18 protein-coding genes are annotated in these 24,981 nt (G+C 55.9%); 4 read left to right on the forward strand and 14 right to left on the reverse strand.

The genetic code is table 11. From position 1 onward, the window contains the following. Positions 1 to 62: 62 nt before the first annotated feature. The 4 genes from Enr10x_RS00870 to Enr10x_RS00885 form a co-directional block, all read right to left on the reverse strand. Entirely contained in the window at positions 63 to 1,562 is a 1,500-nt protein-coding gene (locus tag Enr10x_RS00870; protein ID WP_145447869.1) for a PKD domain-containing protein, read from the reverse strand. A gap of 23 nt (positions 1,563 to 1,585) precedes the next feature. Beyond that, entirely contained in the window at positions 1,586 to 2,374 is a 789-nt protein-coding gene (gene larB / locus Enr10x_RS00875; protein ID WP_145447870.1) for a nickel pincer cofactor biosynthesis protein LarB, read from the reverse strand. A gap of 123 nt (positions 2,375 to 2,497) precedes the next feature. After that, entirely contained in the window at positions 2,498 to 4,453 is a 1,956-nt protein-coding gene (gene acs / locus Enr10x_RS00880; protein WP_145447871.1) for an acetate--CoA ligase, read from the reverse strand. Positions 4,454 to 4,844: 391 nt separating this feature from the next. Further along, positions 4,845 to 5,576: a phytanoyl-CoA dioxygenase family protein gene (locus Enr10x_RS00885; RefSeq protein ID WP_145447872.1), complete on the reverse strand. Its 732-nt coding sequence runs from the start codon at positions 5,574 to 5,576 to the stop codon at positions 4,845 to 4,847. A gap of 215 nt (positions 5,577 to 5,791) precedes the next feature. On the opposite strand from Enr10x_RS00885, the gene Enr10x_RS00890 reads away from it, so the two are divergent. Beyond that, positions 5,792 to 6,958: an immunity 26/phosphotriesterase HocA family protein gene (locus Enr10x_RS00890; protein WP_145447873.1), complete on the forward strand. Its 1,167-nt coding sequence runs from the start codon at positions 5,792 to 5,794 to the stop codon at positions 6,956 to 6,958. A gap of 12 nt (positions 6,959 to 6,970) precedes the next feature. On the opposite strand, the gene Enr10x_RS00895 is transcribed toward Enr10x_RS00890, so the two are convergent. The 4 genes from Enr10x_RS00895 to Enr10x_RS00910 form a co-directional block, all read right to left on the reverse strand. Next, on the reverse strand, positions 6,971 to 7,966 hold the full coding sequence (locus tag Enr10x_RS00895; RefSeq protein ID WP_145447874.1) for a cell division protein FtsQ/DivIB: 996 nt from the start codon (positions 7,964 to 7,966) through the stop codon (positions 6,971 to 6,973). A gap of 157 nt (positions 7,967 to 8,123) precedes the next feature. Beyond that, positions 8,124 to 9,086 carry a D-alanine--D-alanine ligase family protein gene (locus Enr10x_RS00900; protein WP_145447875.1) on the reverse strand — a complete coding sequence of 321 codons (963 nt, stop codon included), beginning with the start codon at positions 9,084 to 9,086 and terminating at the stop codon, positions 8,124 to 8,126. Positions 9,087 to 9,257: 171 nt separating this feature from the next. Continuing rightward, positions 9,258 to 11,471 (reverse strand): site-2 protease family protein, encoded by a 2,214-nt coding sequence (locus tag Enr10x_RS00905; protein ID WP_145447876.1) that lies wholly within the window; start codon positions 11,469 to 11,471, stop codon positions 9,258 to 9,260. A 29-nt stretch (positions 11,472 to 11,500) separates the two neighbouring features. Next, positions 11,501 to 12,403, reverse strand: coding sequence for an efflux RND transporter periplasmic adaptor subunit (locus Enr10x_RS00910; protein ID WP_145447877.1), 903 nt, complete (start codon positions 12,401 to 12,403; stop codon positions 11,501 to 11,503). 323 nt (positions 12,404 to 12,726) lie between these two features. Between Enr10x_RS00910 and Enr10x_RS00915 the strand changes: the two genes are divergently transcribed. Both Enr10x_RS00915 and Enr10x_RS00920 read left to right on the forward strand, forming a co-directional pair. Next, entirely contained in the window at positions 12,727 to 13,806 is a 1,080-nt protein-coding gene (locus Enr10x_RS00915) for an NHL repeat-containing protein (protein ID WP_145447878.1), read from the forward strand. 60 nt (positions 13,807 to 13,866) lie between these two features. Next, positions 13,867 to 14,400 (forward strand): hypothetical protein, encoded by a 534-nt coding sequence (locus tag Enr10x_RS00920; protein WP_145102898.1) that lies wholly within the window; start codon positions 13,867 to 13,869, stop codon positions 14,398 to 14,400. Between the two features lie 542 nt (positions 14,401 to 14,942). On the opposite strand, the gene Enr10x_RS00925 is transcribed toward Enr10x_RS00920, so the two are convergent. The 5 genes from Enr10x_RS00925 to Enr10x_RS00945 form a co-directional block, all read right to left on the reverse strand. Beyond that, positions 14,943 to 16,508 carry a DUF7133 domain-containing protein gene (locus Enr10x_RS00925; RefSeq protein WP_145102900.1) on the reverse strand — a complete coding sequence of 522 codons (1,566 nt, stop codon included), beginning with the start codon at positions 16,506 to 16,508 and terminating at the stop codon, positions 14,943 to 14,945. Then, positions 16,502 to 18,919: a c-type cytochrome gene (locus tag Enr10x_RS00930; protein ID WP_145102902.1), complete on the reverse strand. Its 2,418-nt coding sequence runs from the start codon at positions 18,917 to 18,919 to the stop codon at positions 16,502 to 16,504. The genes Enr10x_RS00925 and Enr10x_RS00930 overlap by 7 nt, the downstream gene beginning before the upstream one ends. 130 nt (positions 18,920 to 19,049) lie before the next feature. Continuing rightward, positions 19,050 to 20,567, reverse strand: coding sequence for an SGNH/GDSL hydrolase family protein (locus Enr10x_RS00935; RefSeq protein ID WP_145102904.1), 1,518 nt, complete (start codon positions 20,565 to 20,567; stop codon positions 19,050 to 19,052). A 190-nt stretch (positions 20,568 to 20,757) separates the two neighbouring features. Then, positions 20,758 to 21,189: a carboxypeptidase-like regulatory domain-containing protein gene (locus Enr10x_RS00940; RefSeq protein WP_232093189.1), complete on the reverse strand. Its 432-nt coding sequence runs from the start codon at positions 21,187 to 21,189 to the stop codon at positions 20,758 to 20,760. After that, complete coding sequence (locus Enr10x_RS00945) at positions 21,189 to 22,127, reverse strand: DUF1559 domain-containing protein (RefSeq protein WP_145102906.1); 939 nt, start codon at positions 22,125 to 22,127, stop codon at positions 21,189 to 21,191. Before Enr10x_RS00945 ends, Enr10x_RS00940 begins: the two co-directional genes overlap by 1 nt. 125 nt (positions 22,128 to 22,252) lie before the next feature. Here Enr10x_RS00945 and Enr10x_RS00950 point away from each other — a divergent pair. Then, positions 22,253 to 23,082 (forward strand): IS5 family transposase gene (locus Enr10x_RS00950; protein ID WP_390620441.1). Its coding sequence is split into 2 segments (ribosomal slippage): positions 22,253 to 22,643 and positions 22,643 to 23,082, totalling 831 coding nucleotides; the frame shifts between segments, so codons are not numbered across the junction. A gap of 280 nt (positions 23,083 to 23,362) precedes the next feature. On the opposite strand, the gene Enr10x_RS00955 is transcribed toward Enr10x_RS00950, so the two are convergent. Then, positions 23,363 to 24,970, reverse strand: a complete 1,608-nt coding sequence (locus tag Enr10x_RS00955; RefSeq protein WP_145102908.1) for a DUF1570 domain-containing protein — start codon at positions 24,968 to 24,970, stop codon at positions 23,363 to 23,365. Between the last annotated feature and the right edge of the window lie 11 nt (positions 24,971 to 24,981).

The following is a 24,981-nucleotide window of genomic DNA, read 5'->3' on the forward strand; positions in this document are numbered from 1 at the left end:
GCGGACACACAGGTCACGCCCCTACTTCTCATCTCATCACATGTCGATCTGTAGCGATCGAATTACGGTTCCACCCGCACATGCAGTCGCGTCTCTGCTTTCACGCCGTCTTCGCGGCTGCGTTCGACCTTCACCAGGTAATCGCCCGGTTTCTGATAGGTATGTTGCGTGATCGCGTAACCGTCTTCATTCAGCGGCTTCACGTTGCCGTCCGATTTCACACTGACAGTCGGGCTGCCGTCACCAAAGTCCCAGACTTCCTTTCCGTACGTATTTCCGAACGAACGGACTTTGAAAGTGATCGGATCGCCGACTTTGTTCTTGAGCGAAGGCCAGTAGCTTGCATGCAGGCGGGGCACATATTCTTCCGGGTGGTTCGGATCCAGTACCTGAACTTCCGCGAAATCATAGTCGACGTTGCCCTCTACGTCGGTGACTTTAAGCGTTTCACAATAGATACCGGGAGAGTCATATTTGCGTTCTATCGCCGGGCCCCGGGTCGTCGTGCCGTCACTGAAGATCCATTCGAAATCAACGATGCTGTAATTAACACTGTAGGACTGTAATCCGCTCAGGATGACCCTGTCACCTGGCAGGACCATGTGTTTGCGGCGTGTATTCGCGACCAGTTTGGGATCGTATTGATTACGATACGCTTCCCAGATAAACGCATAACCCGCCTGCGTGCCCCATTTGCCCGATGGCTGGCGGCTCTTAATTTCAAAGTGCAGATGCGACCAGCCGCCACTGGCCCCTCTCTTTCCGAGGATGCCGATCTCTTCGCCCTGTTTGATCAGTCGTCCCGGGCGGATCGAATCGTTGATTTTGTGCAGGTGGCTGTAACGGTAATACCAGCCCCGGGCATCCAGCAGATAGACGACGTCATACCGCTGTGCGATCGGCGTATCTTGTTTGTGGCCGTCCAGCACATCCGTTCCAGAAGAGACGACAATCGCATCGGTGGCCGCAATGACCCGCGTCAGTTTCTCGGCACCGCCGATGTCCAGCCCGCTGTGATAGTAAATCTTCGGCAGGATCTTAGTGCCCCCGTCTACCGGCTCATTATCATACCAGGTGCGAGTGGCAAACCAGCGCTGTTCGACCGGGTAAATGAACGAGCCCGGCTTGAGCAGCGGCGAACCGTTCGGCCAGAAGCGGAGGCGGGCATCCTTGTCGAGTCCCCAGAAGGATGGTGTGCCGTTGGAGTTGTAACCACTGGTAATCGAGCAGTCGACCTGTACTTTGCCAATCGACTGCGGCAGATTGTACATCCCCGATTCCAGCTCGATCGTTTCGCCGTCCACTTCCACTGTGACGATCGCACTTCGAACGGCGTTGCGAATCGGATCGCGGGTCTCCTTGAGGTCACAGAGTTTGACTTTGACCTGTTCCCCATTGCTGAGCGTGACGGTCGTCGTTTCACCCACATTCAGATCAACAACCCGCACGATCGGATCCAGGGCCGGCTTGTTTTCATCCGCGCGAGCCGGTAATGCGGACAGGCTGCAACAAAGTGCGATGAGCAGAACACAAACCAGGGCGTGCAGGGAAGATTTCAGCATGGCGGGAGTCTCTTGTTATGGGGTCAACTTTCGGAGGAGGAACGCTGCTGGTCGGCGATCAGGCCAGCGATAAAACCGGCTTTGAATCCGGCATTGATATTCACCACGGTCACATTCGCAGCACAGCTGTTGAGCATCCCGAGCAGCGCCGTGAGGCCGCCCAGGCTCGCGCCGTAACCGACGCTCGTGGGCACTGCGATCACCGGGCAGGAGACCCAGCCACCCACCACCGAAGGGAGCGCCCCTTCCATGCCGGCAGCGACGATGATGGCCGAGACGTTTTGAATGCGGGGCAACTGTTCGATGAGGCGATGCGGTCCTGCAACGCCGACGTCTACAATCAGGTCCGGCTGATAGCCCATCCAGATCAGTGTCTCCATCGCTTCTTCCGCGACCGGACGATCGCTGGTTCCCGCTGTAAGGACCGCGATTTTACCTGTGATTGGTTCTTCATCGAAGGCAGCATCGATCTCCGGGATGCGAATGGTCCGCGCCACCTGATTGTAAATTGCCTGCGGAAATTGTTTGAGTACTGTCTCCGCCTGTTCTTCGGAAATCCGCGTGCCCAGGCAGCGCTGTTTCGATTCGAGCAGCAGTGTGAAAATCTCGACCAGGGCGGTCGAAGTCTTGCCTTCGCAGTAAATGACTTCGGGATAACCGCAGCGCGCACTGCGGTCCAGGTCGATGTTCGCGGAGGGCAGAATCGCGGATTTGTGCTGCCCCTGTTCCTGTGCCTGCTCGACTGCCTGTTCCACAGAGAGCGTCCCCTGCCGTACCAGTTCAAACAGTTGAGAAAGTTGATCGTCCGACATCAGAGAGCCTCTATTCATCAGGTATATATAAAACAGCAGGATGGCCGAAAGCGACCATCCTGCGAAATTGTGTTTTGTGCCGCGAAGCACATTATAATTGAAGGGGACCTGAGTCCGCGAGTCTTACTCGTCTTTCTGCCGCAGATTGGCAATCACGTTGAGATCTTCCAGCGTGGTGGTATCGCCCGTACTTTCCCGACCGGCGGCAATGTCACGCAGCAGACGCCGCATGATTTTACCGCTGCGTGTTTTGGGGAGCGCCGCTGCAAAGCGGATGTCATCGGGGGTCGCGACCACACCGATTTGAGTCCGCACGTGCTGCTTGAGCTCTTCTTTCAGTTCGGGGCTGCCGTCATCGGTCTTGAGCGTGACGAAGCAGCAGATGCCTTCCCCTTTAATTTCATGTGGGAAGCCCACCACGGCCGCTTCCGCAACCTTGGGATGCGCGACCAGGGCACTTTCGACTTCCATCGTGCTCAGGCGGTGACCGGAAACGTTGATCACATCATCAATGCGGCCCATGATCCAGTAATAACCGTCCTCATCGCGACGGGCACTGTCGCCGGCCAGGTAGCAGCCGGGAATCGTGCTGAAGTAAACTTCCTTGAACCGGTCGTGGTCGCCGTACAGGGTTCGCAGCATGTGCGGCCAGGGTTGACGCATCACGAGCAGACCGCCCTGATTGTCGCCCAGGCTTTCGCCTTCTGCGGTGACAATATCAGGCACAACGCCGGGCAGGGGAGTCGTACAGCTGCCGGGCTTGGTAGCGGTGACACCGGGCAGTGGGCTCATCATGATGCCGCCGGTTTCCGTCTGCCACCAGGTATCGACGATCGGGCAGCGTTCCTGTCCGATGACGGTGTGATACCACATCCAGGCTTCGGGGTTGATCGGCTCGCCCACGGTACCCAGCAGACGCAGGCTGGAGAGATCGTACTTGTTGGGCCATTCGTCGCCCCACTTGATGAAGGCACGAATCGCCGTTGGTGCGGTGTAGAAAATGTTGACCTGGTACTTTTCGATGATTTCCCAGAAGCGCCCTTCATCGGGCCAGTTGGGAGCCCCTTCGTACATCACGGTGGTCGCCCCGTTGGCCAGCGGACCGTAGACGATGTAGCTGTGTCCGGTGATCCAGCCGATGTCGGCGGTACACCAGTAGGTGTCATCCTCTTTGAGATCGAAGACCCACTTGGAGGTCATCATGGTTCCCAGCAGGTAACCGCCGGTGGAGTGCTGCACGCCCTTGGGCTTGCCGGTACTTCCGGAGGTGTAGAGGATGAACAGCGGGTGTTCGCTGTCGAGTTCGACCGGATCGCATTCTGCGGAGACGTCTTCCATCAGGTCGTGCCACCAGTAGTCACGATCGGGAACCATATCGACTTCACATCCGGTACGACGGTAAACCACAACCTTTTCCACGCTGGGTGATTTTTCCAGGCTCTGGTCGACGGCTTCTTTGAGCGGGATATTCTTACCGCGACGCCAGCCGCCATCGGCGGTGATGACCAGTTTGGCCTGGGCGTCGTTGTTGCGGTCTGCGATCGCATCGGCACTGAAACCGCCGAAGATGATCGAGTGAGTCGCTCCGATGCGTGAGCAGGCCAGCATGGCGATGGCCAGTTCCGGCACCATGGGCATATACAGGGTCACGCGGTCGCCGGTCTCGACGCCCAGTTTTTTCAGGCAGTTTGCGAACTTGCAGACTTCGCGGTACAGGTCCTGGTAACGCAGCACACGGGTGTCGCCTGGCTCGCCTTCCCAGACGATGGCGGCTTTGTTTTTTCGCCAGCTGTCGAGGTGACGGTCGATGCAGTTGACCGAGGCATTGATCTTCCCACCGGTGAACCATTTGGTTTCGGGCATCTCGCCTTCGAGGACCTTATCGTAAGGCTGAGCCCATTCCAGGCCCTGTGCCAGATCGCCCCAGAAGCCGGCCGGATCGTCCTTGGCCCGGTTCCAGAGTTCTTCGTACTGTTCCTTGCTGGAAATATTGGCCTGTTCGACAAACTCGGCTGGCGGCGGAAATGATCGAGTTTCCTGAAGCACACTTTCAATGTTTTCGTTAGCCTGGTCACTCATCGTTGTCATTCCCCTTTGCGTTATTTGGCGAGCGAAATAAGAACCGAAAAATGTGGATCAACGACCTGAACTTTCAGGAGCGCAGATTCGATTCTCTCCCTGTGTCTTGATGTTGAATTATTAAACAATGCTAAGTTAGCGATTTTAGGGTGCTGTTTTTTTGAAGTCAACAAACGGCCAATCGCTTCCTCTCAGAACGGAAATTTGAAAGGTAACCACTTATCTAAGCGTCAAAACAGGGAAAATCAAGCAGAACGGGGTACGGAAGTCACTTTAAATGACCGGAAAGTAACGCGGATGCCCCCATTCTTCCCGAATTCGTCCCTTTTCACGCCCGAACCGTTCCTCAGGCGGGATGTGAACACCTGCTAAAGCGAGGATACCCGTTGAATCAGCTCGCCTGCGATTCCATCAACGCCCGTGCTTTCTGATAGGCGTCTTTCATGGCAGGCGAATCCTGCGTATGGGTGCCGCGGAAGACCATCAGCAGGCCGAGCCGGGGCTGATCACTCACGTTCGGGGCGCTGAAGTGAATTGTCTGACAGTGATAAATCAGCACATCGCCCGCTTTGAGCAGAGCCGGCGTGGCTGTCGCTTCATCGACTTCTTCTGCCAGACCGAACGAATTCCCTTTGACGCCCGACGGCGTATGCACCTTGAGACCGTCCCGATGCGAACCGGCTACATATTGCACCGCACCATTTTCAGGAGTGACCTCATCCAGGGCGACCCAGACCGTGAGCACATCCGGCGGCTCCTGACAGAAGTAGGCATTGTCCTGATGTGGGGGCACACCTGAGCCGACTTTGGCCGGCTTGTTGAACGTTTCGACGCCCATGCAGTCCGGCGTTCCGTTGACCAGGGCCGCGATCAGAGTCTGCAGCCGTTCCTCGTTGGGGAGCTCTGCAAAAAACGGATCATGGGTCTGCATTCGCCAGCAGTTCCGGATCGCCTGTCCGTCCGCTTCGAAGACAACATCGTTCTCGGGAACCCCCGGCACCACTTCTCGATTATACCGTTCCACCGCAGCGCGGATCTGTGCCAGTTGGTCTGCCGAATAGAATTCGGGAATCCGCACAAACCCCTGTTCCCGGTATTCCCGCACGATAGCATCCTCAGTCATGGCTTTCTCCTTGTGGCAGCTCGGTCAAAATCAGCGCGAGCGAAGTTGTCAATTTCCATTCAATCTAATCTTTCGAAATCCGTTTTGCATCCTTTTTTCACAGATTCTTCTGGAGCGTCTGAGTTCAACGCCCTGTTTTTTGATTGACTGACGCTCTGGTGTAGATACGCTGTAAATGTATATCACCCGGCTTTGGATTTCAGGGAGAAGCAGTGATGTCTCGATTTGCGCTCACGAACAAACAGCGAAAATACTTCGGGCTGGAACCGGTCAAAAAGCAGTGGGATTCCGTCGAACTGAAAGACATGCTGGTCTATTTCGACGGCGATCTGATCCGCAAAGTGATCTGTTATGAGATCGGCAAAGAATATGGTTACCAGGAGTTTGATTACGAACTCGAAACCGATCAGCGCCAAAAGCTCCTGCCTGCCACGAAGCGGGGTAAACCCAAACCTCTGACGCCTTCGAATATTCTGGACCGTAAACCGATTGGATTTTCGTTCATCTGTTACTTCGGCATCCGGGGAAAAACTTTAACCTTCCAGCATCTGTATGTGACACATGTCGCTTCAGATGATTCCTTTGTTTCCCTGCACGATCATGGCATCACCGATTACGAACAGCTGTCTGACTGGGTGGATGAGTTTATCAAATCCTGCCCGGCCGATCATCTGGAGAAAGTGACAGGCAAAAGCACACAGAAAAAACGCCGCGTTCGCTATCAGCCAGGCGACCTGTTTGAAATTCCCTTTAACAAATCCTCCGTGGGTTACGGAAAAATCCTGCTCGATGTCCATCGGCTCCGCAAGACAGATTTCCTGGACCACGTTTGTCCCGAGTTTCCCTATGGGGGGTTAAACGGACCGCTGCTGGGCAGTGGTCTGATGGTGGCTGTCTTCAAGTATGCGGGACCGCGCCTGCAGCCGGAAGAGATCGCAGCACAGCCGATTCTCTACGTCACGCTGATGATGCACGACAATATCTATGAAGGTAAGTTTCCCCTGGTGGGAAGGGCCCCTGTATTACCCGAGGAACTCGACTTTCCTGAAGGGGTGAGTCAGACCAGTGTCGGAAAAAACAAAGTGATTTATCACTTTGAAAAAGGGGGGATCTGCGTCCGGCTGTCGATGACGAAAGAAGAATTTCGCGACGCCCCGCAAGCCGGCTGCGCGTTCGGATTGGATCCGAAACGCATCCTGAAAGCAATCAGGGGAGACGAGAAAGTGCTGAATCAACTCATTGGTGATCTTCGCTGTTCAGAGCAGCGTGCGGAGATTCTTTCCCGCTGTGGTCTCAAGCCGGAGATGTCCTATGCCGAGATGGCTGCGCAAAAGAAAGGCCTGTCACCGGAAGCATTCATCGAAGCATCACAGCAAATCTGAATCTTCTCTGATTCAGCGACGCATCAAAGTCCGCTGCTGGCTCTGCTGCCGCAGCGGGCGGCGGGAAATTTCCTGCCAGTGCCGGATGTCGATTTCATACGGACCGTGGGGACGGTCGAAGCCGCCGTAATCGCGATAGTATTTTTCCAGCTTGCCGATTTTCTGATCGACGCGAAGTTCCCCTCGACGCTGACTCTTGGGAGAGCGGCCCCAGACAATTTCCGAGCCGCCCGCGGTGATCAGCCGATAGATCAGATCGTCCAGGGAACTGGCTTCGCTCATGCGGGGTGGTGCTTCGATCGACACGATCTCCAGTTCTTTCCAGTGCGGCCCCAGGGCTTCCGCCAGTTGCGCGGCGCCGGTGACCGTCACATCACCCCAGGCATTCCCGGGAGGACCGGCGGGAACCGATTCGACGCCCGTAATCACTGGATAACGGCGGGCATCGGAGACCGAAAAGTCTTCGGGCGGCAACAGGACGCCCGCATTGTCGACGGGCAGCAGCCGCTGTTTGAATTCCACCATCGCCGCCGGTTTGCGGAATTGCAGTTCGACTTCGACCGTGCTCGTCTTCCGTACCGAGACCACTTTCTGCACCCAGGGATGTTTCTGAAAGGCTTCGGCGATCTTAATGACCAGATCCCGATCCAGCAGTGAAACCTTCTCGGGTAACTGATTGCGCTTGATGACCTGGTCGACCAGATCGATGGGGACATAGTGAGGCGGTGCCGGAATCAGGGACAGCTGGCGCGTTTCGACCTGGTACTGCTCCTCTTGTGCCAGATCGGGCAGCTGATTTTTGAGCTTCTGGAAACCGAACCAGCCAGAAATTCCCACGGCCAGGATCAGCAGCACCTTGGGACGAAACAGCAGGCGGATCAGTCGCGCAGGACTCAGCGCAGAGGGCTCTTCTTCCAGCGCTTCCTCTTCTTCTTCGATCTCTTCGATCTGTTTCTTAGCCGGGACCTGTTTTTTCGTCGGCTTCTTTTTGGATGCTTTGCGACTCATAAGCTCTGGTTGATGAGTTGATGTCTGATGCGCGCAACATGAAACCTGCGCACCGCCCCCTGCATTAACATTATCGCAATCTCAAGCCGCGCGAGTTGTGGTGCACCACAGAAAAGTCACAATTCCCGGTGGGCACAGGCCGTCTGGGTAAACTTTGTCAGTTTTGCGGCCGGGTCGTGGCTTTCGCCAGGCGGTTCAGCAGGACCCGTTCGCACAACTCACCAAAGTCGAGTCCCGCCCGGGCGGCCGCCTTGGGAACCAGCGAATGATCGGTGAAGCCGGGAATCGTATTTACTTCGAGGACCCAGGGCTGCTGAAAACGGTCCAGCAGAATATCGACCCGCACAATGCCGCTCGTCCCCAGTGCTTTACAGGCACCGACGCCGGTTTTCAGGATCGACTGAATCACATTGGTCGGCTGCTGGAACTCGAAATGATACTGCGTCGAGTCTTCCAGGTACTTGGCTTCGTAATCGAAGAATTCGTGAGGCGTTTCAATCTGAATCAGGGGCAGGACTTCATCATCTACCAGGGTGACGGTCCATTCCGAACCCACGATGGCCGATTCCAGAATGCCGAAGGAGTCATAGTGAAAGCAGCGGGCCAGCGCCTGAGGCAGTTCTTCGGGCGATTTGACAATTGTCACACCCAGGCTGGAACCCTGGGCATCCGGCTTGACCACCAGCGGATAACCCATGCTGCGCGCGTGCTGTTCAATCCGTTGTGCATCATCAGATTCATGAATCAGTACGTAAGAGGGGGTATTCACATTTTGTTGTATGAAGCGTTCCTTGGAGGCCGACTTGCTGAAGGCCAGCTTGGATGTCGGAGCGTCGCAGCCGGAATAAGGAACATTCAATCGTTCCAGCGTCGCCTGAATCGTGCCGTCTTCGCCATAGGTCCCATGCAACGCCAGGAACACGACGTCACAGGTTGACCAGTCATAAGTTTCCAGATCGACCAGAGAAGGATCGACGGTCACCACCTGATGTCCCCGTGCTGATAGTGCACGCGCCACATTCTCGCCACTCTGCTGACTGATCTCGCTTTCGGCGGATTCTCCACCGGCGAGGACAATAATATTGAGAGGGGTCGAGGGTTGAGTTGGTGAATGGCTCATCGGGTCGCCTCCTTGCTTCCGGCCATAAAATCGCTGGGGTGTTTCAATTATGAATTTCTGAGAGGTTCAGAGATTCGGGGAATTCTAGCAGTTGGTCACCAATCTGCAAATGGCGATCTTGGGAGATTAGCGAATGCTAAAACAGGGGGTCTGGGTTTGATGGGATGACGGTTATTGCAGTAAGCGAATGGTCTTCCGCAGCCCGCGATAGGCCTTTTTTCCCAGCGATTCCGGGGCGACCGCGATTTTGGCCTGTCCAGACGCGTGAATCACAGGTTGTTCCTCAGTCGCATCCAGTTTGACCTGGACCAGGTAAGAAGTACTGCTCAGCCGCCGGTTTCCATCAGAATCGACTTCCGTAATGACCTCTTCCCGATGAATCAGATTGGGATGCAGGTCTTCCAGATCGATCTCGGCGATCTCCTGGATCGTGCCCGTGATGACCTGGTCCGGGTACTCGTCGAGCAGAATCCGCACCGACTGGCCTGCTGCCACGAATTCGACGTCCTCCTGGTCGACAATCAGGCTCGCCTCCAGCTGCTGAGGATGGCCCAGCGAGCAGAGCCAGGTGCCCCGTTTCAGGTAGCAGTGCTTATTTTCCAGATCGAAAGGGGAGCCGGTCCAGTTGGACAGCTCCGCTTCGTCTGCAGATGCCTGTTCGCGCGGTGCGGGAATCAGGGTGCCGCCAGCGGGGGCGGTGAGGGTGAGCCGCCGTTGATCGGTCAGCCGTTGCTCCAGCTGGTCTTTCAGATCAGTCAGCTGTTCCTCTGCGGTGGGGAGTTCGCGTTCTGCTTCCGGATCATCGACCTGGCGCGTCTGCAGCGTGGTGATGCGGATCTGCTGTTCGCTGATCTGTCCTTTGAGCTTGAGGATTTCCAGTTCGATCTCATCATTCTTCAGCCGGGCAATCAGGGCTCCCGGTTTTACGACGGTCTGAGGAGTGGCGATCGATTCGACGAATCCGGGGGAGGTGACATAGATGTGTTGCGCGTCCTGCAGTTCAATCAGCGCCGGGGCTGAGATGCGGTGGGGAAACGGAATCAGCAGCAGCCCGGCCAGCAACAGCAGGACCAGGGCCGAGCGCTTCACAAACCGCCGACCATCGATTCGCCCCGATTGCACGTAGGTCTGAATTTCCTTGATTCCGGATTGCACGGGCACGATCAGCATTCCCATAAAGACAAAGGTTCCCAGGACCTGCGCGATGATCTCCAGGCCGTAGGGTTCGAGTACATAATAACAGACGGTCACGATCAGAAACACGACCAGCCAGCGGTAAATCGCCGAAGCGACGCCATAGGCAAACAGCAGTCGTCGCAGCCGTCGGGGTTCGCGGAGCAGCGTATCAGCCTTGTGTCCGAAGAAAAAGTGGTGCACGCGGTTGGAGACAATAGTCTGGGCCCGCTGCCTGAGGTTGGGCACTTCCAGCAGATCGAGCAGGATGTAATAACCGTCGTAGCGCAGCAGCGGATTGCCGTTGAGCAACAGCGTACTCACCGAGCAGACGAAGACGATATTCAGGCAGAGCGAATGAAACAGGCCGGGATAGGAGAACCACCAGAGGAAGACGCAGAGCGAGGAGATCACCAGCTCAACCAGGATGCCCGCGGAACTGACAACAATCCGGTGCCATTTCTGCGGCATCGTCCAGGCATCGCTCACATTCACATACAGGCAGGGGATGAAGGCCAGCAGCATGACGCCCATTTCGCGGCACTCCCCGCCAAAGTGGCGACAGGCCAGCGCGTGCCCCAGTTCGTGCAGGATCTTGACCAGTGCCAGACTGATCCCCAGCAGCACCAGGTTCTTCGCTTCAAAGAACGTGGTGAAGTCGGGCAGCTGCGCGACGACGGTATCGAAGTGCGTCAGGACCAGTGTCACCGCTGAGATGAACAGCAGCAGCGCGGCCAGCAGAAACCAGGGAGTGAAACAGAGCGACGCTACCGGCTGCAGCCAGGTGAGCAGGCGATGGGGATCAAAACCCCGGAAGCGGATCGCCAGCGGATTCATCCAGCGGGCCCGCCGGGCCTGCCTCTGTTTCTGCGTCTGACGTTCCAGCAGAATTTCACCCTGCCCGAACGCATCCGCCAGGATCAGCCCCGCCTCGTGCAGCCGTGATAAAAAGCCCTGCAGGTGTGAGGCATCCAGTTTCTGGGGCAGGAACTTTTTTTCGTACTGTCGCCGGATCGTTTCGAACGAGGCGACGCCGTCCAGTTGCTGCAGGATGAAATATTCCTCGTCCCGCAACTGGTAGTACTGAAGTGAAAATGGATCCTTAATGCCCCAGTAGGTTTTGCCGCCAAACTGGAGCGGTTGCACCTGCAGATCGGCCCGCTTCCGCAGGTGCAGTGGTTGATTCGAAAAGTTCGGGGAGCCGATAGACATGGGGGGACTGCCTTCTCAGTCGCGGATGTTTATTGAACGATCAGCGAGGCACGCATGCCCGGTTTCAGTTTGAGGTTCGGGTTTTCGATGTCCGCCCAGACGCGGGTCTGGTTATTGACGGCATTGATTTCGGGGCTCACGAATGAAATTTTACCCTGGAACTTCTGCTCCTGCTTCGTGCCCGGATTGACGACCAGCACGACGGGGCGGTCATTCAGATCCCGATCCTGCAGCAGGGACGCGTTGACCAGGCCTTCGGCCCGCAGACGATCCAGTTTCAATAACCGCATCACGGTATCTCCGGGACGAACCCATTCCCCGCTTTTAATCATGATCTGCACCACCATTCCGGAAATCGGCGAGACCACTTTCCGCTTCTGCACCGCCAGTGCCGCGATCTGTGCCGCGTTCTTCTTGAGCAGGGCTTCCAGCTGCGCGGTCTTCGCTTCTTCGGTCGCCTGTTCGATTTCCAGTTCCGCTTTCTCGGCAGTCAGCTGCAGGCGATCCAGTTCGGTTTTGGAGATGCTCTTGGGATATTTCTTAACGGAATCCTGCGCTCGTTGCAGCTCCGCGTTTGCGACTTCATGCGATTTACGGGCGAAGCGGATATCGACATCATTTTTTGCTTTCAGCTGCGCCATCTCATATTCCAGCTTCGCCTGCTCGAGCAGCAGCTGCGCTTCGGAGTCTTCGATCTGTGCCAGCAGGGCACCCCGTTCCACGGTCATACCCTCTCTCACCTGTATCTTCGTCAGCTGGCCTTCTTCGCGCGCGGGGACTTCGACCTGCTCAATTACGGTGACGAGTACCGAATCGATCCGCAGGCTCTGCTGGTCCGACGTTTTCTCTTCTGCGTGCAGCGTCAGGGGCAAGGCAAACTGCAGACCGGCCAGGGTGGTGAACAAACAGATCGAGACACACAACCGGAACATGATGTTTTCTTCCTTCTTGCGGGGAAGCAGCAGACAGGGATTCTGCTAACTCAAGATACATTACCGAAAAACCGTGTTTTCCAGCTGAAACTTCTCATATCACATTCTGTGAACAAAGGCCATCTTAATCGGGTCCGGGCAGCCTGACGAAGGGGAAACTGGTCGGCCTCGTCTGGAGAACATTGTCAGAATACCCTATTTTTTCCGATCCACAATTGAGGTGACCATATTCCGTCCGTTAAGATCGAACAGAAGGGCCTACCTTGTCTTACGTGAACCACACGTATTTTGTCAGAACTCTTTCCGATTCAGGTCACCTGCTCATGACACAACATGCTGCTTCTCGTTCATCCCAGTCCAGTTCCCGCCGCTCATTTTTGAAAACTGCTGGTGCCACGATCGCCGGCAGCTTTTTCGCGCCCGCGATTCTGGGGGCCGCCGATAAAGCGGGTACAAAAAAACCGGTCATCGGAGAAGGGGCATTCCAGTATGAAGTGACTCACGGCTGGGGCGAGGTGCCGAAACACATCCAGTGGGGAGAGACGCACGGCGTCTGTGTCGACGAAGCAGGCCTGATTTATATCAAACACCGTTCTCACTCTAAAAGCCCCATGGATGCGATCGTGGTGTTTGATCCGCAGGGGAAATTCGTCCGCTCCTTCGGCAAGGAATATCATGGCGGCGGGCACGGTATCGATGTCCGCAAGGAAGGGAACGAAGAGTTTCTTTATCTCTCTGATACGAAGCATGGTATCGTCGCCAAAACGAATCTGACCGGCGAAGTGGTCTGGAAGATCGGTCGTCCCCAGGCTCCCGAACATTACAAGAACGCCAAGCACCGCTACAGCCCCACCAACATTGCGTTTGCCCCCGATGGGGGATTTTATGTCGGCGACGGTTACGGCTCTCACTTCATCCACAAGTACAACAGTGACGGAAAGCCGGAATTTTTCTGGGGCGGCAGTGGTACCGAACCCGGCAAAATGAAAACACCGCACGGCATGTGGCTCGACACCCGCGACGGCACACCGAAGATCGCCGTCTGTGACCGGGCCAATCACCGTCTGCAGTATTTCAGCCTGGACGGTAAACACCTCGGCTTTGTCAACACAGTCAGCTTTCCGGCTGACATCGACATTCAGGGGGACATTATGGTGGTCTCCGATCTGCATGCTCGAGTGACGCTGTTCGATAAAGATAACCAGGTCATCACTCACCTGGGCTACGATCAGGACTGGACGAACCGTGTGCTGGACGGTTTCAAAATCCGCAAGCAGCCGCAGCAATGGGAAGCCGGACGCTTCGTTCACCCGCACGATGCCTGCTTCGATCAGGCGGGCAATCTCTTTGTAACCGAATGGGTCTCCACGGGCCGCATCAGCAAGCTGAAAAAACTCAGCTGACCACACATGAGATCCTGAAGTTCAAACTCTCTTTTTTCTATTCACCCTGGTTGGATCCTGATGAATTTTTCTCACGAGTTCGATGAGCAGCGCTTCTTCGAAATCTGGACCGCGGTACGGATTGAGCGTCCCGTGAATTATTCCCTGTTTACTTTCGGCGATCAGCAGCTTCCCTATTACCTGGTCACGGGCGCGCCGGAGCCTGGCTCGACGGTCAAGATCCGCAAAGGGAAGGTCAACATCACCCGCCCCACGATCATCACCCCCGACTCGATGGAACCGGAATTTCGCGACTTCTTCGAGGAACAGGAAGAAGCGGACCTGGCTGCGTTTCTGCTTTCGCGGACCGCCGGCTTTTCGAACCTGAAGTTCTCCAACATCAGTGGCCCCGAGCGGATTGTCAGCGACAGCGTGGAAGAAGCGGTCGACAAACTGAATCGGCAGCTGGACGACGAAGAGGAAGACCACACCGCGATCCTCAGCGCGCCGCCCGGCATGGGAGGCATCGCCATCATGCGTTACGCCGCCGAGCGTGTCTGGGAAAGCGCACCGGGCAACATCCAGGAATTACGCGAACGCGGTTTTCTGAATTAACGCGCATGTTTTCGATTCAGTTCGGGTTTTGATTCGATTGAGGGTTGATACTCGATCACTGTTGGCAAGCCAACAGTGCCACCGACTTACTGTGTGAGGTCCGTGCTTTGATAAAACAGAAGTAGGGGCGTGACCTGCGTGTCCGCCCGCCTGGTTGGATTCAATAATAGATCGAAGGTGGTGGGCCAGGTTGAACCGAACCGTACCCGCGGGTAGCCACACAGGGCTACCCTACGCCGGTTGATAGAAAGAGTAATCGGGTGCCCCCGAATGCAATTCGGGGTTGTCGCAGACAACAGGAACCTGTCTGAGCAGACGCTCGCACTGGCACGGGATCTCGCGTTCCAGGTAGCGTTTCTTAATTCGGATTGTATATACCAAAGTCGTTTCAACCGGGGCTAACGCCCTGCGGCTAATTTGGCTTTTCTGTTGTTGAAGTCCTGAAAACAAGAGTGACAGCATACCCTCGGCCACGGTGAAGACTTACTTAACTAATGCCATAGACTTCATTATCACGGCGAAAACAATTAAATAAACGCTACCTAGTCCTTCGGAATCCGGTTGAGCGTATAGTAGGCCTGTGGATGCAACAGCGACTGGCCGGCTTTGTTCTTTACGCCGTCCGCGACGAGTTCGTGCACATACAGTTCCCGCAACCCTTTCACTTTGAGGCGGACCCGCGTGCCGTCCTTCGAGACGGTGATCTTCTCCAGGGGCAGGTCCCGGTTCAGAATTTCATCGCTGCCGTACGTGGAGTGATACGTGTAGGTGTAGCTCTTCAACTTGTATGACTCTGGATCAGTCGCGGTTTTCGGATCGACGGGTTGAGTGAAGACCAGTTCGAAACCGTCGGGTTTCGCCCGCATTTCCTTGATCTCAAACGGCGTCTTTCCCGTCCAGACCAGTCGCTGTAAGCCATAGGAGGCCGTTCCCAGGCTGCTCCAGCCCCGGTTGGTCAGACCGACGAACATACTCCCGTCGGTCCCCTGTGCCAGACGCAGGACCGCGGAGGCGAAGCCTTCGCGAAAGGGGAAGCAGGCTCCCTGGTATTCTCCGTCAACCCGTTCCAGGAAGACGCGGTTGATGGCAGCCTGTGTGAATTCGCCCACAAAAAACTGACCATCGAACGGACCGAACTTGCCGCCGCTGTCATCCAGCATGACATCGGTCGCCGACTGTCCCGCTTTTTTATAAGGGAACCAGACGGCGGGGGGCTTGAGTTGCGGCATCTGTTTGACAGCCTCGGGGAAGGGGAGGCCGTTGGGAATCGTTTTGATGCCATGAATGGGAGAACCCGGCAGACCCATCGAAGCGAGTGCTTCCACGTGATGGAAAAAGGCGCCTTTACGCATGTGATGCAGCGTGTTGGTGGCGACCCAGTTTCCCTGCTGGTCGGTATAGAACACGTCGCCGGCCCGGTTCACGCCGATTCCGGCAGGGGACCGCATGCCGGCACAGACCGGGATCAGTTCTCCGTCGGGGGTGACTTTCATGCCCCAGCCGCGCCAGCGTCCCTGTGCGAAGCCGAGCGTCGGATCCTTGACGGCCCGCGCCTTGTGTTCTTTTTTCAGACCGAGGCCGATATTCAGCGTGAGCCACATGTTGCCGTCATGATCGAGTTTGGGACCGTAGGCGTATTCGTGGTAATGCCCGGTCACGCCCCAGCCTTTGGCGACCGTCAGGTATTCATCCGCGGTCCCGTCGCCGTCGGTATCGCGAATTCGCGTCAGTTCGCTGCGCTGCACTGTATAGAACGCGCCGTCTTTCCAGATCAGCCCCAAAGGCTCATGCAGCGCTGTGGCGAAACGTTGATAGGTCACGTTCTTCGGCGGGTCATCATAGACGCCGTCCAGAATCCAGATCTCACCTTTGCGGATGGCAACCGCGATACGATGATCGTCGAGCACCGCGATGCCGCTGACTTCCAGCACCAGATCGCCGGGCGCGGGTTTCCAGTTTTTCGAACGCGACTCGGTCTGCGCCCTGGGAGTCATGATGGAGACGATGCGGTAGTAATCGTCTTCACTCTCTGCAAAGACTTTTGCCTCAGGTCTGGCAGCAGTCAGACAGAACAGGCCCAGTAGCAGGCAGAAAATCGGTTTTACCATTGGTATGTCACCTCAATTGTGGTGTTCCCTGTCAGAGGCAGGGGGATAATCCAGTCTGTGATTTGATCATGGGTCCGCACTTGAGCGGCTTTGGCAAATGCTTCCGGAACCGTAACACGCAGGCCGGTTTCGTTTTGCATTGTGGTCGGATTGACGGCTTTCAGGGTCTTTCCCGCCAGCCCGCGAAACCAGAGTTGAGTCGCCGCGCTGGCATTCGCTCCCGGTTTGATCGTGAGTCGTCGTTTGAGAGTCTGTTGCTGTGTCGCTTCCAGCCGGTCTTCGATGTCGATCCCCTGGTCGCGATACAGGAATGTGGGCACGCCCTGTTTGTCGACGCGATAGCCGCGGAACTCCAGTGTGCTCTCTCCTGGTTTGGAGATGGGCCAGGCCTGTTGTTTCTGTTTTAAGAGTGCAACCGGTGGGCCGGCAGGAAACTGCACCACCGATTTCCCCAGCGGATCGGCGGGAGGCGCGAAGCGGATGAACCAGGTTCCCTGGGCATCGAGGAACCGGCCTTTCCAGGCCAGGGCAGGGCGGACCTGTTCGGCGTCGAAAGCGATGTGCACTTTTTGCGGGAAACCGACGGCGATTGCATGCGTGCCGGCCTCGTCCATAAAGGTCCGCAGGATGATCGGTTTTTTGTCGGGGACCAGTTCGTAGTTCTTCGCTTTCTCTGCCAGGATTTTTGCCGGGAGCGGTTGTTTGTCTCCCGCTTTGAGATACGCCCAGATCGACGCGATTTGCTGTTCCACGTCCCCTTTGAGCACCGCCTTGTTCTGGCTTTTCCCGTCGGGGAAGAAGGTCGGCATGCGGGTGCGGGGTTTCAGCGATGCGGGATCCAGCAGAAAGTCATGAAACCACTGAGGATGCACCCGCTCGGTCACTTCGCCCAGGTCCGTGCCCACGACGCCCGGCATGCTTTCACCTCGAATCGGATGGCACTGGATGCAGCCGGTCTCCAGCATGATGCGACCGGCGGGGGCCAGCTGCTCATGTTCGGGGAAGACTTCCTCTTCAGACCGTTCCACTTTGCGATCGACATTCTCAAACTGGTTGGGCAGTACCGCAATCTGCCTGCTGGGGAAGAGGGGCATCCGGGCCTGCATGTGTGGGCGAATGTCGCCTTTCCCCTGGAGTACTTTCGACAGCCAGTCTTTCTGCAGTTTAAATCCGATGCCGGTCAGCGTGGGAGGGATGCGGCCCTCGTCCCCCAGATCGACGTGGCCGACGGTTTCGAAATAAGGCTTGCGGTTAAAGCCCACGCCTCCCCGTTTGTCCCGCTCGTGGCAGGCATAACAGTTGAACTGCAGCAGGTGAATAGCCAGCAGTGCTTCCCTGGAGGGTCGGGGATCCTGGGAAACCTCAGCAAGTACTGCTGTGATCGCGGCCTGCTGCTGTTCATCCAGCGGATAAGCGGGCATTGCCGCTTTGGGGTTGTGATAACAGCTGGCCGCTGCGTTTGCTTTCAGTTGAACCATCGGCTGCGCTGAGAACATCGGTCGGAGATCGTCAACCCGGTGACAGTTGACGCATTTGAACTCAATGAACAGTTTCCTGCCTGCGATGATCAGCGCTGCCGCATCTCGGTTGTCAGCAGTTGCTGGTACGGATTTCTGATTGCGGAGCAGATACGCGGCAATGTCAGCTGCTTCGACTGCAGCGAGTTTCAGTTGCGGCATGCGGCCGGCGGAACGCGTCTGTTCCGGGTTGAGTAGAAAGAAGGTCAGGGCCTGGGGCGTGTACTTGGCTGCCAGGTCCGGATGGGGAACCGAATTCACCGGACGCACCTGTGCTGCCAGCCCGAGTTCTTTAATCTCTTCCGGATCGAGTTGCGCGAGCAGTTTATCATTGGGCGAGATCTTCGTTTCACCCGGTTCATAATCCGGGTCCGGTTCGTGGCAGGCGACACAGCCGATTTTGTGATACAGATCTCGACCGCGACTGATGTTGCCTTTGTTCCAGAACTCGTAAGGAACCGGGTTGGCACCGGTGGCTTTGATCGTGGGAAACGGTTGCTGTTGGGACATCAGAAAGGCGGTCAGGGCTTTGATCGCGGACTGTGTTTTCTCTTTCGATAAACCGTGCAGGACATCGGGCATTGTGGTGCCGGGTTTCATGCTTTGCGGGGATGAAATGAATTGCTGCACCCACTTTCGCTGCAGGCGATTGCCGATGCCCTCCAGGATAGGACCGCGTTTGGCCTGCAGATCGGGACGATCTCCCGGGTGGCAGGCGTCGCAGCTCAGTTCGCTGACCAGCAGGCTGCCGCTGATCTCCGGTGTGAGTTCCGCATGGCGCCCGAAACGATCAAAGCCGGAAACAAAGGGGGCTGATTTTGGGGCGGCAGACAGGGAATTCACCATGATCAGGCACAAAAGTCCTGTCAGTATGCAGGTCCTGCATTGATTCATGAAACGGTTTCTTTCTGTGTGATCAGCAGCCAGGGCCGGTATCTATCGATGTGGTGGTTTCGCAACTGTAATTCAGGTAAGTACTTCGATGATAAAGCAGTGACAGACCTGAAGCAATCAGAGAACGCGTTCATTTTGTATGAGTTTGCGTCGTCGCGTCCGGAACGAGTGTACTCCGCCCCCGGGCCCAGCCCTGCAGACGTCTGAGACGCTTGGCGCCCCGCAGGAAATATTCCTGCTCCAGGGACTCCAGTTGTTCCCGTCGCAGTTGATCCCGGGTGGCTTTCCAGTCCGGGGGCGAGACAATCAGTTGCAGGTCGCACATCTTCTCGTAAATCGCGTCCGCGATCAGCTGGTGTCCTTCGATGCTGGGGTGCACATGATCGACGAGCAGTTCGCTGCCCGGAATGCCGTCCGGCGTTTTCTGTTCGATTAATTGCCGGGCATCGATCAAGGGCACGTCATACTGCTTTGCCAGGCGAAACAGTGAATCGTGCATCGGTTCCCGCATCCGCAGCGGACAGACATCTGCCTCTTTGGCTTTGATGAACCAGGATTTCGCTGCTGAGAATTGTTTCAGATACTCGCAGGTCTTACCGACGCCATACAGCAGGCTGGCATGACTGTCATCGATGTCGGTCGCCTGACGCCAGAAGTCCATTTTGCGTTCTGCCTGGTCCCAACTGCATTCGTCGGCTGACTTCCAGAGTGCGTTGATCCTGGCGATCTCTTCCTGGGTGAGCCGGGGATCGAATTCGCTTTTGAAGGGGATACAGTTTTTAAGGTTGCTCACCGGGTTGACCAGCAGCAGCGGGACACCGGCCTGGTGCGCCAGTAGAATCATCTGGCGGATGTTGAACTCATAGTGGGCCATGATTGCCCGATGATGTTCCGGATCGCGGTGATACTTTTCCAGTCCTTTCTGAAAGTCGAGCAGCGCGTTGACATCCGTTGCCAGTACATTCTCGGATTCACTGGAAGCGGGCGTTGTGTTCTGCTCGGTCGGCAGCAGACTCTGAATGACAGAAGCCAGCCGCAGGTTCAAAAGAGAACGCTGCGTCTGTAGCAACAGTTCCGGCCGGTGTTTCAGACTGGCATAAGAGCGGTCTTCCAGAAATTCATTGTGCCCGCTGTAGACGATGAACAGATCGGGTTCGTAATGCAGCGCTTCACGCAGGATCGGCACCAGGCGATAACTGGCATACGAGACACCGCCACAGTTTACCACTTCAAACTTGTGCGCGGGATCTGCGGCCTGCAGATTGAGCTGCAGCCAGTTGGTGAACGAGGTCTCGACTGCATACGGTCGTCCCTGCACAGTCGACCCGCCCAGGACAAACACGCGATACGTATTGGTTCCCTTCTGCACCGGAAAGTGTTGCGGACGAAAGAAATCAGAGCGGTCGGCAGAGGTCAGGTACTCGGTCCCCGCCTCGTTTTTGACGAACAGGGTTGAGTCTTCGCTGAAGGAGACGAAAGGGTCCCGGCTATAGGGGAGCGGCTGCACGCCCCACAAACGCAGGCCCCCTTCCAGCAGGCCGACCAGCGCGAGTCCCAGCAGGACCGCCAGCAGGCGAAACAGGACGGGATGCCGCTGCTTTCGCTGCTGCGGTTGCGGTTCTGGTTGTGAATCGCTCGTCTGATTCATCGGGGAGTACTCGAGCGGCTGATCATGCAGGGACGAAGAAACGACAGAGAGTCTTTTTATCGTACCGCACGCCTGACCGTGGGTCCAGAACGAATGTCGGCAGGCGGTTGCTTTCGCAGTGACAAAAAAAGCGATGCCCGCTGAAGGGCATCGCCTGTTGTGTTTTCGAGTCCGTTTGTCTGGAAGCCGGCTATTTCTGTTTGGAATCCAGATCGAAATTCACGGTATTGTCACCCACTTTGACCTCTGCGGTCAGTGTGGAGGTGACGTTAAATTGCGCAGGGATCTGATTTTCCGTGTCATTAGGAGAGCCGGGCTCGCCAAACTTGGAGATGCGCACCGTATGCGATCCCGGCACGGCACCATGGGCATCCTGATTGTAGATGAGCTCATATTTGCCGGCTTCGTCTGTCTTCCCCACAGAGGGAGCACCCGCGCCCGGTTCAAAAGTGACCTCAGCGCCACTGAGTGGATTTCCATCGAGGGTGACGGTCCCTGAAACTTCTCCCAGTTCCGGCGTATCAGATGCACCGCCGCCACAACCTGCTGTCAGACAGGTCAGCAGGATCAGCAGTCCCAGAGCACGGGCTGTTTGATATTGAGAATGGATTACGTTTCGCATTAGAACTCACCTAAGATTTCGTTGCCATTGATGGTCTGAATACCTCTCAGCAGATTGATGTCGATGTTCTCACTGAGAAAACGGACGGCTCCATCTGCCAGGAGAGCATGACAACCGCCCACGTGTTCGCTACCGGGTGAGCCCCAGACAGCCACGGGATTTGTAGAACTGGTCGGGTGATTGATCTTCCGGTAGGGAGCAGCAATCACGGCGCCGGTGGTGACGTAGGCTGCCACGAAAGGACCACGGATCGAAGAGTCTTTCTCCATCGGAGTCTCCATGAACAGCATGGAATTGCTCGTACCATCTTTGAAGTCACGAATGCGGGCCGCGCCATTGCGACCGAAGGCCGTTTTGACTCCCGTCATGGCGCCGTACGTGGTCGTTGAGTCATAGCTGAGATAGATGACACTGTAGCTCGTGCGATAATCTTTGGTCGTCGCATAGGCTGTGTTCGAGCTGTAAGTGTACGGTCCGGGATTGTAGGAATCGGAGGGACACTGGAAGACCGCGATCGGGTGCGATGTTGCCGCAGTCTGAATGCCCTGTGAAGGACCGGTACAGGCACCGTTACCATCAGCAGCACCGGTCGCCATCGAAAAATTAATCTGGTTGTACATCGTGGTCTGTTCGATGTAGGGCAGGAGATAGAGATAGGCGGTGTGATTTCTCGTCTCCCGACTTCCCAGCCAGGAGCAGCTGTAGCCACCCCCGTTGACGTCCCCCGGCGGAAGGATCCGGTGTGAATCGTGATAGTTGTGTAATGCCAGACCCAGCTGCTTGAGGTTGTTCTTGCAGGTCGACCGGCGGGCTGCTTCCCGTGCCTGTTGAACCGCGGGTAACAGCAACGCGATCAGAATCGCGATGATTGCGATTACGACCAGCAATTCGATCAGCGTGAATCCCTGTCTGGTGCGCATCTTGAACTTAAGTGCCATCGTTCAGAATTCCTTCTTAGAAAATAAGAAAAGATTAGAGGTAGTTTCAAAACCCAAAACTACGTGAACAGTTTGGTATAGTATTTGTACGAGTACCTCCCTCGAAAGGAGGTCTCATTATGACCATGACCCGCGTGTCACGACCTGCCACAGGTCGCAACATTACCGGGTCCAGGACGGAACCAAAACCACAACTCTCGGACGAGCAATGGCTTCTGATCAAAGATCTGTTTCCAGAACCACCGGTAAACGCAGCCGGAGGGCGGCCCAGAGTGGCTCCCCGCGAGTGCCTCGAAGGAATCCTTTGGGTATTAAGGACCGGTGCCCGATGGAAAGATTTACCAACATTTTTACCATCTCCCAGCACCTGCTGGCGGCGTTTCAAGGAATGGACCGAAGACGGTGTCTTCCTGGAAGCGTGGCAGCGATTGCTCGAACACTTAGACCGCCGGAAGCTGGTTGTCTGGTCGGAAGCATTCGGGGATGGCACATTCTGCCCCGCAAAAAAAGGGGCGCCGATGTCGGAAAGACAAAACGGGGAAAGGGAACCAAGCTTATGCTGCTGGTCGACGGAAACGGGCTCCCTCTCGCTTTGGATCGTGCCAGTGCCTCTCCGGCAGAGGTGAAGCTGATTGAATCCCTGCTGGACCAGCGAGTTTTGCCACGCGACCCCGATCGCCTGATTTATGATCGTGCGGCCGACAGCGATCCCCTGCGCACAGAGCTGGCGGAACGGCAGATAGAGCTGATCTGTCCGCATCGCAAGAACCGTGTGAAACCAGCGACGCAAGACGGGCGTGCTCTGCGGCGATATCGACGCCGCTGGAAAGTCGAACGCACCATCAGCTGGCTGTTCAACTTTCGTCGTCTGGTAATACGATATGAACGATACAGTCATTTGTTTTTAGGATTCGCACAACTCGCGTGCGTGTTCACCTTACTTAATAAGTTATGAAACCACTTCTAGTAAGAAATTAAAAAGAAATTTAAGCGCATTAATTATTCTAGGCTTGGATTAGTCGTGATCGCAAGCTGTTTCTGCCGTAAATTCATGATGGATAAGCGATTTCTTATCGATGGATGGGACAGGTAGTGTGCTTGCTCTGCTCGTTTTGGAGATAAAGGAGGCGTTTGCCTGACGCTGAATGCAGCCAACGCAGTTACCCGAAAGAGAGATCAGGTATTTGACTCAAGCCAGGAAGGAATGCAGTGTTAACTGCTGACTGAGCAGTCAGTTACTGGGACTGCTGGCTGAGTGTCCGCTCGTCGAGGGCTTTCTGCAGTGCCATCGAATAGGCCTGGTACTCGCGGTCGAGCTCCTGATAAGAGAGTCCCGTCAGCTCGGCGAGGGTCTGTGCGTTGTTGCGGATGCGGGAATCGTCGCTGTAGAGCTCTGTCATCTGTTTGATAAAGGCATCCCGGTATTCACCCCGGTGTGCGTGCATGAAGAAGTGAGAGAGTCCTGACGCCTGACTGTAGTTGGGGCTGATGTTCGGGCTGGACTGGAAGGCCGTTCGTCCCATGGCGGCAAATTTTTCCAGGGGCACGTAATACTGATTTTCCAGGAGCCGATAACGGGCGGCATTAAAGCGGATGTGATGGGGATTCCCGGCCCGGAACTTGTTGCCATGCTTCTCGAATGATTCCATGTAGCAGGCGATACCTTCGATGGCCCAGAAGTGATTCTTCTCCCCCACCTGCCGGTTTCCGCGGTAGAAGCCGGTTTCGTAAAACAGCTGGTGTGTTGCTTCATGATACAGCGTTCCCAGATCCCCTTCCGCATCGGGGCGATGATAGAAGTGGGAGATCCGGTCACCAAACAGGTAGATGCCGTGCGTCAGGCCGATCTGGGGAATCTCTTTCTGCAGCCGCTGAATGTATTCCTCGCGGGTACTGTAATAGTGCATCACGTGCTGCTGGTTATTATTGCGGCGGCGGAACGGATTGCGGGCGCCTTCAAACAGCTTCTGCAACTGTTCGGGGGTGTTGAAAAAGCCGGCGAACGTCTGATGGAAATAGCGGTAAAAATCTTCCATTTCTGTCGCCAGTTTCACGCCCATTTCCAGACTGTGATTGGTTTTGATCTCGAAGTGTTCGGTTTTAATTTCCCACGCGTTGCGGAAATCCCGTCTGATTTCTGCTTCCTGTGCTGCCGACATCCACCGCCCGTTGACATAGCGTTCCCCCCGTTCATAGCGGTCGATGTGAGAGGCGGGCAGCCAGCCAAACTTCGGATGCCATTTCTGTTTCCGTTTCTGCATCTCCCTTTCGAAGGGCGTCATCCATTCCGCACCGTTGCGGACATACCCCAGGATCTGTCTGACCGAGCGGTGATCAGGATCGTGGTAGGCGGTTTCCAGAATCAGTTCATAGGCAAAACTGGGAAAGCCGGCATGCAGCACTTTGCGCGAAAAGAGAAACAGATCGTTGGCCTGCTCTTTCCGCAGGATTTTCAATTTCAGCCGCCAGATCCGTTCCGCCTGGGGCAGGCTGACGGAAAGCTCCGGCTGAACATCCCGTGGCAGCGTATAGGAATGCGGATCGAACTCATTTAACTCTTTGAGCAGAGCTGCGATTTCCTGAGCTCCTTCACTCTGCTGATTCTGCTGACAATATTCGGCCAGTTGTTTCAGTTTCTCCTGAAACTGATCCTGCAGACCCTGGTACTGTTTCTTATAGATTTCCAGTGCCCGCGGATTTTGCGCCAGTCCCGCGCGGGGAGAAAATAGAATCAAAGCAGAGAAGATCAACAGACAGAGACCTGTTTTGCGAACAGTCTGCTGAATGACACGGGAGGCAATCCCTGGATGTTCTGGAGCAGATTGTTGATTCGGAACAGGCATATGATTCGATT

Source organism: Gimesia panareensis, assembly GCF_007748155.1.
Taxonomy (GTDB): Bacteria; Planctomycetota; Planctomycetia; order Planctomycetales; family Planctomycetaceae; genus Gimesia; species Gimesia panareensis.

Coding starts and splice junctions, on each gene's coding strand:
- Enr10x_RS00870 (WP_145447869.1), bottom strand. CDS start 1,562: ATGCTGAAATCTTCCCTGCACGCCCTGGTTTGTGTTCTGCTCATCGCA.
- larB (WP_145447870.1), bottom strand. CDS start 2,374: ATGTCGGACGATCAACTTTCTCAACTGTTTGAACTGGTACGGCAGGGG.
- acs (WP_145447871.1), bottom strand. CDS start 4,453: ATGAGTGACCAGGCTAACGAAAACATTGAAAGTGTGCTTCAGGAAACT.
- Enr10x_RS00885 (WP_145447872.1), bottom strand. CDS start 5,576: ATGACTGAGGATGCTATCGTGCGGGAATACCGGGAACAGGGGTTTGTG.
- Enr10x_RS00890 (WP_145447873.1), top strand. CDS start 5,792: ATGTCTCGATTTGCGCTCACGAACAAACAGCGAAAATACTTCGGGCTG.
- Enr10x_RS00895 (WP_145447874.1), bottom strand. CDS start 7,966: ATGAGTCGCAAAGCATCCAAAAAGAAGCCGACGAAAAAACAGGTCCCG.
- Enr10x_RS00900 (WP_145447875.1), bottom strand. CDS start 9,086: ATGAGCCATTCACCAACTCAACCCTCGACCCCTCTCAATATTATTGTC.
- Enr10x_RS00905 (WP_145447876.1), bottom strand. CDS start 11,471: ATGTCTATCGGCTCCCCGAACTTTTCGAATCAACCACTGCACCTGCGG.
- Enr10x_RS00910 (WP_145447877.1), bottom strand. CDS start 12,403: ATGTTCCGGTTGTGTGTCTCGATCTGTTTGTTCACCACCCTGGCCGGT.
- Enr10x_RS00915 (WP_145447878.1), top strand. CDS start 12,727: ATGACACAACATGCTGCTTCTCGTTCATCCCAGTCCAGTTCCCGCCGC.
- Enr10x_RS00920 (WP_145102898.1), top strand. CDS start 13,867: ATGAATTTTTCTCACGAGTTCGATGAGCAGCGCTTCTTCGAAATCTGG.
- Enr10x_RS00925 (WP_145102900.1), bottom strand. CDS start 16,508: ATGGTAAAACCGATTTTCTGCCTGCTACTGGGCCTGTTCTGTCTGACT.
- Enr10x_RS00930 (WP_145102902.1), bottom strand. CDS start 18,919: ATGAATCAATGCAGGACCTGCATACTGACAGGACTTTTGTGCCTGATC.
- Enr10x_RS00935 (WP_145102904.1), bottom strand. CDS start 20,567: ATGAATCAGACGAGCGATTCACAACCAGAACCGCAACCGCAGCAGCGA.
- Enr10x_RS00940 (WP_232093189.1), bottom strand. CDS start 21,189: ATGCGAAACGTAATCCATTCTCAATATCAAACAGCCCGTGCTCTGGGA.
- Enr10x_RS00945 (WP_145102906.1), bottom strand. CDS start 22,127: ATGGCACTTAAGTTCAAGATGCGCACCAGACAGGGATTCACGCTGATC.
- Enr10x_RS00955 (WP_145102908.1), bottom strand. CDS start 24,970: ATGCCTGTTCCGAATCAACAATCTGCTCCAGAACATCCAGGGATTGCC.